The sequence below is a fragment of the Oliverpabstia intestinalis genome (genome assembly GCF_009696065.1).
Lineage (GTDB): Bacteria > Bacillota > Clostridia > Lachnospirales > Lachnospiraceae > Oliverpabstia > Oliverpabstia intestinalis.
In genome coordinates, this window is record NZ_VUMS01000047.1 from 1 (window position 1) to 9,564 (window position 9,564).

Below are 9,564 nucleotides of genomic sequence, written 5' to 3' on the forward strand. Positions count from 1 at the left end.
TGTACTCCTGCATTTTTTGCAATCCACTTCTGAATCGCTCTGTGCACTTTTCTCCAGAAATGCTCCACAGACAGAGCAGTGTACATGCCATTTAATATTACCTGATCCCATAGGCTTCCTCCTTTAAGCAATAACATATGATCTTTCATTTATTACTCAACGGATCCAAGGGAAATAAAAATCCGCCTTATGAGCATCATGGTTGTCCATTCCGTAAGCGCCAAAGCTGCGCGGGCAATCACGATTTCCATATTCAGACTGGCTTTGACAATCTGTTGTTTTCATTTCCGCTTCCTGTCAGCTCCCACTCGCCGCCGGTTTTGCGGAAACTTCCACAAAAATAATTAACAGGGTTCTTCTAATATTTCAAACACATTTCCAGACAGATCTGTAATATCTGAAATTGGTATCTCTGTATCTCCAATCCGGAGATGAATCTGCAGATCAAAGAATTCCACAGTTCCTTCAATGGTACAATGCTTTCCTTTTCCCGGAAATTCCATACTCTCGACAAAATATGTTGCCTGAATCCACATACCTGTAGAAAGATACTGTAACTTTCTGTCCAGTTCCTGCTTCTTTTCCTCAGACAGTTCCTTTCTGGGTTCATAAAGGATCTCTTTTTTCCGGACCGACTCTTCAAATCCCCGAAGAGCAGCAAACGGTGCAAACTGCTTTGCCCGGTGTCCCACATCCATCTTTCGCCGGTTGGATACCGGTCTTGGCATATAAATTAATTTTGCATACGCACTTGCCATCATGATCTATGCACCTCCTTATGCACGATGACCGCCAATCTGATTATTTCGTTCTCTGTATGTAGAGCAGTCAAGCAGATTCGCTCCCCTCATGATCGCATTTTTTCCATACTTTTTTTTCACACTCAGAATGGCCTGCTGTAAGTTTTTTTCTTTTTCAATCTTTTCCGGATCTGTGAACAGATCATACTGCAGATACCCTTCCGGCATTACCCGGTTGGCACAGACCTCGATCCTCCGAATTCCGGTATAACGGTCTGTAATCTTCTGATACAGTTTATCCACTTCATCCATGATCGTGCTGGAACTGTTCGTCAGAGATGTCAGCCGTACAGTCCCATGAGAGGAAGGACGCTCATATCGGTGATCATAAGCGATCCAGAGTGTAATAGAGCCAGTAATCAATCCTTTGGACACCAGATCCAGCACAAGAACATCTGTCATTTCCCGAACAACTACCGCGGCTTCCTCAAAAGAATAATTCCGCATGAGTACCTGCCCGTTAGACAGGCTGTGTTCTTCCGTATGATAATTCTTGATATCATGAATATCACAGGATTCCAAACCCCAGGCATGATCGATCAGCAATTCTGCATCAATTCCAAACATCTTGTAGAGCCAATCCTCAGATGTAACAGATGTATAAGCAATATCTCCCATGGTATGGATTCCATAACCGGCAAGTTTCTTTTCTGTTCTGGAACCAATCCTCCAGAAATCACTGAGCGGCCGATGATCCCATAACTTCTGCCTGTAGGATATCTCGTTCAAAATACCGATATGATCCTCCACATGCTTTGCCACGATATCCATGGCAACTTTTGCCAGATACAGGTTCGTACCGACCCCTGCAGTAGCAGTAATACCGGTTTCTTTCATCACCGCATCCATAAGCTCAACCGCCATTTCCTTTTCTGTCATATGATAAAGGGACAGATAATTCGTCACATCCATAAAACATTCATCAATGCTGTATACATGAATGTCCTCTTTGGAAATATACCGGAGATAGATACTGTATATTCTGGCAGAATAATCAATGTACAACTGCATTCTCGGCATGGCTGTAATATATTCAATACCTGCCGGAATCTCATGGATGCGGCACCGGTTCTTCACCCCCAGCTTCTTCATAGCCGGAGTAATAGCCAGGCAGATCGTAGACTGTGATCTTGTCGGATCCGCAACGACCAGATTTGTCTTAAATGGATCAAGGCCTCTTTCTACACACTCGACGGACGCATAGAAGGATTTCAGATCGATACAGATAAAAGACTTCTGACGTCCCATTTTTTTCACCTCTTTTGCACGTAATTGCCTATTTTCTCTTCTAATTGCTTCTTCCTGCGTCATTTATTCACATTCCAGATGCAATAATACAACTGAAAATCCGCTAAAATAGGCAATTTATAAGAGATTAATATTGACATTATAGGAAATATTGTTTATATTATATGCAAGTAATTGCTTATCTGTTGTGATTCACATTATAGGCAATCAATTTCGCATTGTCAAGAGTTAACTTGCGTATTTTAGGAAATTACTTTCCTGCTTTTGCTCCGGGATAAGTCAATCAGCCTGAAATAGCTTAGAAATGAGGTATTGTTATGACATTCGGTGAGAAAGTAAAAACATTGAGAAAAACGAAGGATATGAGTCAGACCCAACTGGCCCAGGCAATTGGTGTATCCTTAAGAACGGTAGGCGGATGGGAGAAAGAAGGACGTTATCCAAAGCAGCATGAACTTTATCAGAAACTTGCGGATACTCTGGGATGTGATGTTTCTTATCTCATGACAGAAGAGGAATCCTTTATTACAGAAGCCACAGAACAATATGGATCCAGAGGTGCGAAACAGGCACAGCAGATTCTGGAACAGGCAGCCGCCATGTTCGCCGGTGGAGAATTATCCGATGAAGATAAAACCGCTTTCATGGATGAGATCCAGATGCTTTATCTGGATTCCAAAAGACGTGCCAAGAAGTTTACACCGAAAAAGTATCTCAATGAAAAGTAAGTGTCCTTTTTATTGTACAGCATTTGGAGTACATTATACTTGTGGGGAACTCTCCGCATCTTTGAGATAACGGATCTTTTGAGGTGATTTATTTGGGAAATAGTTATATCTACGCAAAAGTGGAAAAACTGGTCAAACGCTTTAAGACCAGAGACCCTTTTGAACTTCTCGACTGCATGAACGTCGTAGTCGGAGAAACATCGAATTATAAGAAATTAAAAGGTTACTGCTTCATGAGCTGCCAGACGATCTATGTCATGATCAGCAGTTTCCTTTCTGAAGAAGAGCAGCGCATCGTTGCTGCACACGAACTGGGGCATATCATCCTGCACCGGTCACAGCTGAAAATGGCTCCCATGAAGGATGATGTGCTTTACAATATGATGGATTCTACAGAATATGAAGCCAATCTGTTTGCTGCAGATCTTCTTCTCGAAGACGACGATGTGGCTGAAATGTCCAAGAACGAAGACCTGAATTATTTTGGATTCTGTAGCAGCCTGAATGCCAGCCCGGAACTCATGAGCTTCAAGCTCTACAGCCTGATGAAACGCGGGCAGGCTTATCATATGCCGATGGAGATACAGAGTAATTTTCTGGCGAAATAGAATAAGAATTAAACAAATCGGAATTTATCAGAAAATGAGGAATAGTTGAAATGGAGGCGCTATAATAACATGAAGATTGAAGGGAACCAGAAAGAACTGGATGCAATGGTATAATTTCATAAGGGAAACCGTGTCGAGGGGCTGAGACTGCAAGAAGAATTTGCAGCGGAATTTCGTAAGGAGTATAAAGACAAAGATCACTGTCCTTGCCTGAAAGCCTGTCGTTATCACGGAAACTGTAAGGAATGTGTAGCAATCCACAGAGCACATCAGGAACATGTTCCTAATTGTATGCGACCATTGATTAATAAAAAATTGAAATTGATGTCAGAATTAACAGAGCATACCTTGGCAAATGAAATAGAAGCTCCACATGAGATTTTAAGAAAATAGGCAAGTCAAATTCAAGTTTACAGAACTGAATCAAAAGAGCTCGAAGGAGCTCTTTTTCCTTTTTTATAATAGTATCATTATGGTATAATAGAGACATTAAAATCGGAAGTTGGAGGATACACGCATGAAAATTGTAATCATTAATGGAAGTGCCAGAAAAGGAAATACGCTGGCAGCAATCAATGCATTTATAAAAGGAGCGTCAGAAAAGAATAAAATTGAAATCATTGAACCCGACAAACTCAACATTGCACCATGCAAGGGATGTGGTGTCTGTCAATGCTCTAAGGGATGCGTCGATAAGGATGATACAAATTCTACCATTGATAAAATTGCTGCCGCAGATATGATTCTTTTTGCTACACCAGTTTATTGGTGGGGAATGTCAGCACAATTGAAACTTATCATTGATAAGTGCTACTGCCGTGGATTGCAGTTAAAAAACAAAAAAGTTGGCACAATTGTTGTAGGTGGTTCTCCCGTAGGCAGCATCCAGTATGAGCTGATTGATAAGCAGTTTGACTGTATGGCAAAATATCTTTCATGGGATATGCTTTTCAAAAAATCATATTATGCAACAGCCAGAGATGAACTTGAAAAAAATAAGGATTCCATGAACGAACTTGAGTGGATTGGAAAAAATTTATAAAGCACACACCAAATTCCAGTTTGACGGAGTGATGGATATGAAAATCAGAGAAGTGGATAAGAATAAAAAGCAGTTTATATCATTATTGTTATTAGCTGATGAGCAGGAGAATATGATTGACCGTTATATTGAAAAAGGTACTATGTATGTACTTGAAGATGGTAATGTAAAAGCTGAATGTGTTGTCACTGATGAAGATAATGGAATACTTGAAATTAAAAATATTGCAGTCGATCCTCAGAATCAAGGAAAGGGCTATGGGAAAGCACTAATTGATTTTCTTGCCAGTAAATATGCAGATGAATATTCTGTTTTGCAGGTTGGAACAGGTGATAGTCCATTGACGATACCATTTTATGAAAAATGTGGATTTGTTCGATCTCACAAGATTCCGAATTTCTTTACTGACAATTATGACCACCCAATTTATGAGGGCGGTGTACAACTAATAGATATGGTATATTTGCAAAGACATATATAACTTCCTATTTTTCGGAAACATAAACTAAATTGAGATATTACATAGCAGTCATGCACAACAGTGTGTGGCTGCTTTTATTTTGTCAAGAAAGGAGCAGATGCAAATGAAATTAGTATTGGCTGAGAAACCCTCAGTCGCTCAGAGTATAGCCAAAGTGCTGGGAGCAAATAAACGTGGGGACGGATACCTGGAGGGCAATGACTATCTTGTCAGCTGGTGTGTAGGGCATCTGGTAGAACTGGCACAGCCTGAAGCCTATGATGCCAAATACAGCAAATGGTCGTATGCAGACCTCCCCATCCTTCCTGATGATTGGAAGTATGAAGTCTCGGCAGGAACTCGAAAGCAGTTTGGCATTCTCAAAAAGCTCATGGCGAGGGGCGATGTGGAAAGCCTTGTGTGTGCAACGGATGTAGGACGGATTTTGCGGACATTCAAAATAAAAAAGAATGTGGAGGTAACAGACAATGGCAAAATCATTATTTGAGGAACTGGGCGGCAAATACGAAAGGCAAGGGGATTATTTGATACCGTGCTTAACTGTACCCGCCGAAGAAGAACAGGCAATAGGCATCTGGGGGCAACGGCATTTAGATTATCTAAAACAGTACCGTAAAGTTACATACACCAATCTTCTTACAAGCGGCAGGCTAAACGCCTACCTTGCCGACATCAACAGACAGGCACAGGAACGCTTTGAAAGGCTCATAGAGGGTATGAAACAGGCACAGGGCATAACGGAACAGCTAAAGGCAGAAAACGCCTTAGAATGGACAGGATGCCTCAATAACATAAGGGCTTGTGCGAGGGAGATTGTGGAAAAGGAAATTATTTTTGCATAAACAGATGATTAGTGGCAGGGGGAAATCCTGCCGCTTTTTCTGCTTTAGTTTGTCAGCTTGACAAATAAAGGGTTAAGGAATATAATTAGATTCAGTATTATACAAGGAGTTAATAAATATGCGGCAAGGTATTCTTAAATAAACTGTCAATTTGATAGTGGGAACAAAAAGTAGCAGTCCCGTTTCACTTTTAATATGGGGCTTAGTTTTTTGTACCCAGTTTAAGAATACTTTTATCATGTAATTTTATATGCCCGAAAACATATAAGTGTTTTGGGGCTATTGGAGTTATTTACCCAGTGATAGGAGTATTTATCACTGGGTATTTTTATGCCCTTTTTTGGGTGTTGATAGGAGGAAAATCACATGAAAATAATTAACTTAGGCATTCTGGCTCACGTTGACGCAGGAAAGACAACATTAACGGAGAGTTTATTGTATACCAGTGGTGCAATTGCAGAACCAGGGAGCGTAGATAAAGGCACAACAAGGACAGATACAATGAATTTGGAGCGTCAAAGGGGAATCACTATCCAGACAGCAGTGACATCTTTTCAGTGGGAGGATGTAAAAGTCAACATTATAGATACGCCAGGCCATATGGATTTTTTGGCGGAAGTATACCGTTCTTTATCCGTATTAGACGGAGCAGTATTATTAGTTTCTGCAAAGGATGGCATACAGGCACAGACCCGTATACTGTTTCATGCACTACAGACAATGAAGATTCCGACAATTTTTTTCATCAATAAAATTGACCAAGAGGGGATTGATTTGCCAATGGTATATCAAGAAATGAAAGCAAAGCTTTCTTCGGAAATTATAGTGAAGCAAAAGGTTGGGCAGCATCCTCATATAAATGTAACGGACAATGACGATATGGAACAGTGGGATGCGGTAATTATGGGAAACGATGAACTATTAGAGAAATATATGTCAGGGAAACCGTTTAAAATGTCAGAACTGGAACAGGAAGAAAACAGGAGATTCCAAAACGGAACGTTATTTCCCGTTTATCACGGAAGCGCTAAAAACAATCTGGGGATTCGGCAGCTTATAGAAGTGATTGCCAGTAAGTTTTATTCATCAACGCCTGAAGGTCAATCTGAACTATGCGGGCAGGTTTTTAAGATTGAATATTCAGAGAAAAGGCGGCGTTTTGTTTATGTGCGTATATATAGCGGAACATTGCATTTGAGGGATGTTATTAAAATATCTGAAAAAGAGAAAATAAAAATCACAGAGATGTGTGTTCCGACAAACGGTGAATTATGTTCATCCGATACAGCCTGCTCTGGTGATATTGTAATTTTACCAAATGATGTTTTGCAGCTAAACAGTATTTTGGGGAACGAAATGCTGTTGCCGCAGAGAACATTTATTGAAAATCCTCTCCCTATGCTCCAAACAACGATTGCAGCAAAGAAATCTGAACAGCGGGAAATATTGCTTGGGGCACTTACAGAAATTTCAGATGGCGACCCTCTTTTAAAATATTATGTGGATACTACAACGCATGAGATTATACTTTCTTTTTTGGGGAAAGTGCAGATGGAAGTCATTTGTGCCATCCTTGAGGAAAAATATCATGTGGAGGCAGAAATAAAAGAGCCTACTGTTATATATATGGAAAGACCGCTTAGAAAAGCAGAATATACCATCCACATAGAAGTCCCGCCAAATCCTTTCTGGGCTTCTGTCGGGTTGTCCATAGAGCCGCTCCCTATTGGAAGTGGAGTGCAGTATGAAAGCAGAGTTTCACTTGGATATTTAAACCAATCGTTCCAAAATGCGGTTATGGAGGGGGTTCTTTATGGCTGCGAGCAGGGGCTGTATGGATGGAAAGTGACAGACTGTAAAATCTGTTTTGAATATGGATTGTATTATAGTCCTGTAAGTACCCCCGCAGACTTTCGGCTGCTTTCCCCTATCGTATTGGAGCAGGCTTTAAAAAAAGCAGGGACAGAACTATTAGAGCCATATCTCCACTTTGAAATTTATGCACCGCAGGAATATCTCTCACGGGCGTATCATGATGCTCCAAGGTATTGTGCAGATATTGTAAGTACTCAGATAAAGAATGACGAGGTCATTCTGAAAGGAGAAATCCCTGCTAGATGTATTCAAGAATACAGGAACGATTTAACTTATTTCACAAATGGGCAGGGAGTCTGCTTGACAGAGTTAAAAGGATACCAGCCAGCTACTGGTAAACTTATTTGCCAACCCCGCCGCCCGAATAGCCGTATAGATAAGGTTCGGCATATGTTCCACAAGTTAGCCTAACAGCTTGCATAAGTCGTATAAAATGAGATTTGAAAGGATTAGAAGCTAATTATGATGAAATGCGAATGGATATTATGTCCTGTTTGTGGGAGCAAAACCCGTAATAAAATTAGGAAGGACACTGTTTTGAAGAATTATCCCCTTTATTGTCCAAAATGCAGACAAGAAAGATTGATTAAAGTTGACAACTTGAAGATAACTGTCATCAAAGAGCCAGACGCTTAAGACGCAGAGCCGATGAAATTGTGGAACAATTCACGAATCATCGGCTCTTTTTGTTTCGTATTTGAAAGAACAAACTCACCAAATAAAAAAAACGATATTCGGGTGGGTTATTTTGTTATACCCTAAATTACCCTCTGAATTTGTTTTTAAATTTGGAGGGTTTTTATGTTCCTTTTTTCGGGCGGTTGCCCATCTGCTTATATAAAGCAAAGTTTATTTGGTCCTATGTCAAGATTTAGTACAAGTTAAAATGAGAAATTTCTCCCCATTTTAACTTGCCAGAAGCTCCGCCTCCGTATGTGTTCTTTCATACACTCGTTCGAATTCATCCGGTGACATGTAGTTGCAATGACTATGAATTCGTTTTGTATTGTAGAAAGCTTCCAGATATTCGAAAATCAGTCGGTATGCCTGTTTGTAATCGCGGATTTTGAAGCGGTTGAGCCATTCACGTTTGATGATCGAATGAAAGGATTCAATGCACGCATTATCCCATGGAAACGCTTTCTTTGAATAACTACGTTTTATATGCTCTGTTGCTTTTATATATTCTTTTGCAACGTACTGGCTGCCACGATCAGAGTGAATAATAAGTGGCTGATCAATATTTCGGCGGGCTTTCGCTTTATTTATAGTATCAATCACACAGGATACCTCCAGTGTTTCTGAAAGTGTCCATGCAATGATTTTTCTGGAAAATAAATCCATAATGCTGGTCAGATAGACAAATCCATCTATCGTCCAGATATAGGTGATATCCGAACACCAGACAGCATTCGGACGGTCAGGATTAAACTGTTCATCAAGGATATTTTGTAATTCAGTGCTGAAATCAGAATCTTTTGTGGTGATTGTCCAAGGCTTGCTCCATTGAGCACGGATTCCCATTTGGCGCATATATGTACCAACGGTTCTTTCTGAAATAACTTCACCTGTTTTTCGCAGTTCTACAGTGATTTTTGGGGCACCGTAGTTCTGCCTGGAGTTTTCATAAATATCCTTTATCTTTGATTTTACAGCTTCACGATGTTTTTCCGTATTGGAAGGTATGTGGTGGAGCCATGCCTGATATCCTGAACGTGAGACACCTAGTGTAATGACACGTTGATATTTAAACTAATCTTTGTATCCTAATTACAACTTAGGATACAAAGATGTGAGCTTTATACGCGCATCATTTGTTTTAAATTGCCAGTTTACGCCATCTTCATTACTGTTGCGTTCGTTTTCCCAAACGGATAGTTCTCTTTGAAGATGTTCAATGGAACTGATTCGTCTTGAAAGACATTGCCGTGTCATTACAT

11 protein-coding genes and 2 pseudogenes are annotated in these 9,564 nt (G+C 40.3%); 9 read left to right on the plus strand and 4 right to left on the minus strand.

Annotation, left to right across the window (positions count from 1 at the left end; translation table 11 throughout):
• Positions 1 to 156 precede the first annotated feature (156 nt).
• The 3 genes from FYJ57_RS15685 to FYJ57_RS14145 are packed head-to-tail and all read right to left on the minus strand — an operon-like array spanning position 157 to position 2,048.
• The gene (locus FYJ57_RS15685) at positions 157 to 285 is read right to left on the minus strand and encodes a hypothetical protein (RefSeq protein ID WP_268825326.1); all 129 of its coding nucleotides are present in this window, start codon (positions 283 to 285) and stop codon (positions 157 to 159) included.
• 59 nt (positions 286 to 344) lie between these two features.
• Positions 345 to 761: a YolD-like family protein gene (locus FYJ57_RS14140; protein ID WP_154433157.1), complete on the minus strand. Its 417-nt coding sequence runs from the start codon at positions 759 to 761 to the stop codon at positions 345 to 347.
• A 15-nt stretch (positions 762 to 776) separates the two neighbouring features.
• Complete coding sequence (locus FYJ57_RS14145; RefSeq protein ID WP_154433158.1) at positions 777 to 2,048, minus strand: Y-family DNA polymerase; 1,272 nt, start codon at positions 2,046 to 2,048, stop codon at positions 777 to 779.
• Positions 2,049 to 2,365: 317 nt separating this feature from the next.
• Between FYJ57_RS14145 and FYJ57_RS14150 the strand changes: the two genes are divergently transcribed.
• The 9 genes and pseudogenes from FYJ57_RS14150 to FYJ57_RS14190 all read left to right on the plus strand — a co-directional run bounded on the left by FYJ57_RS14150 (position 2,366) and on the right by FYJ57_RS14190 (position 8,260).
• Positions 2,366 to 2,776 (plus strand): helix-turn-helix domain-containing protein, encoded by a 411-nt coding sequence (locus FYJ57_RS14150; RefSeq protein WP_154433159.1) that lies wholly within the window; start codon positions 2,366 to 2,368, stop codon positions 2,774 to 2,776.
• Between the two features lie 83 nt (positions 2,777 to 2,859).
• The gene (locus FYJ57_RS14155) at positions 2,860 to 3,384 is read left to right on the plus strand and encodes an ImmA/IrrE family metallo-endopeptidase (protein ID WP_235232791.1); all 525 of its coding nucleotides are present in this window, start codon (positions 2,860 to 2,862) and stop codon (positions 3,382 to 3,384) included.
• Between the two features lie 69 nt (positions 3,385 to 3,453).
• A pseudogene (locus FYJ57_RS16435) lies at positions 3,454 to 3,777 on the plus strand (LPS biosynthesis protein).
• Between the two features lie 124 nt (positions 3,778 to 3,901).
• Positions 3,902 to 4,426, plus strand: a complete 525-nt coding sequence (locus FYJ57_RS14165; RefSeq protein ID WP_055176454.1) for a flavodoxin family protein — start codon at positions 3,902 to 3,904, stop codon at positions 4,424 to 4,426.
• A 37-nt stretch (positions 4,427 to 4,463) separates the two neighbouring features.
• Entirely contained in the window at positions 4,464 to 4,907 is a 444-nt protein-coding gene (locus FYJ57_RS14170; protein WP_117496040.1) for a GNAT family N-acetyltransferase, read from the plus strand.
• A 103-nt stretch (positions 4,908 to 5,010) separates the two neighbouring features.
• Positions 5,011 to 5,328, plus strand: a pseudogene (locus FYJ57_RS14175) (toprim domain-containing protein); the annotation flags it as partial.
• Positions 5,329 to 5,374: 46 nt separating this feature from the next.
• Complete coding sequence (locus FYJ57_RS14180; RefSeq protein ID WP_001129922.1) at positions 5,375 to 5,749, plus strand: TnpV protein; 375 nt, start codon at positions 5,375 to 5,377, stop codon at positions 5,747 to 5,749.
• A gap of 366 nt (positions 5,750 to 6,115) precedes the next feature.
• Positions 6,116 to 8,035, plus strand: coding sequence for a tetracycline resistance ribosomal protection protein Tet(O) (tet(O), locus tag FYJ57_RS14185; RefSeq protein ID WP_008399617.1), 1,920 nt, complete (start codon positions 6,116 to 6,118; stop codon positions 8,033 to 8,035).
• A gap of 54 nt (positions 8,036 to 8,089) precedes the next feature.
• Positions 8,090 to 8,260: a cysteine-rich KTR domain-containing protein gene (locus FYJ57_RS14190; RefSeq protein WP_226896997.1), complete on the plus strand. Its 171-nt coding sequence runs from the start codon at positions 8,090 to 8,092 to the stop codon at positions 8,258 to 8,260.
• A gap of 270 nt (positions 8,261 to 8,530) precedes the next feature.
• Here the strand turns inward: FYJ57_RS14190 and FYJ57_RS14200 are convergent, their stop codons facing one another.
• A complete protein-coding gene (locus FYJ57_RS14200) occupies positions 8,531 to 9,358 on the minus strand; it encodes an IS3 family transposase (protein WP_328597497.1) in 828 nt (275 codons plus the stop codon).
• Positions 9,359 to 9,564: the final 206 nt, after the last annotated feature.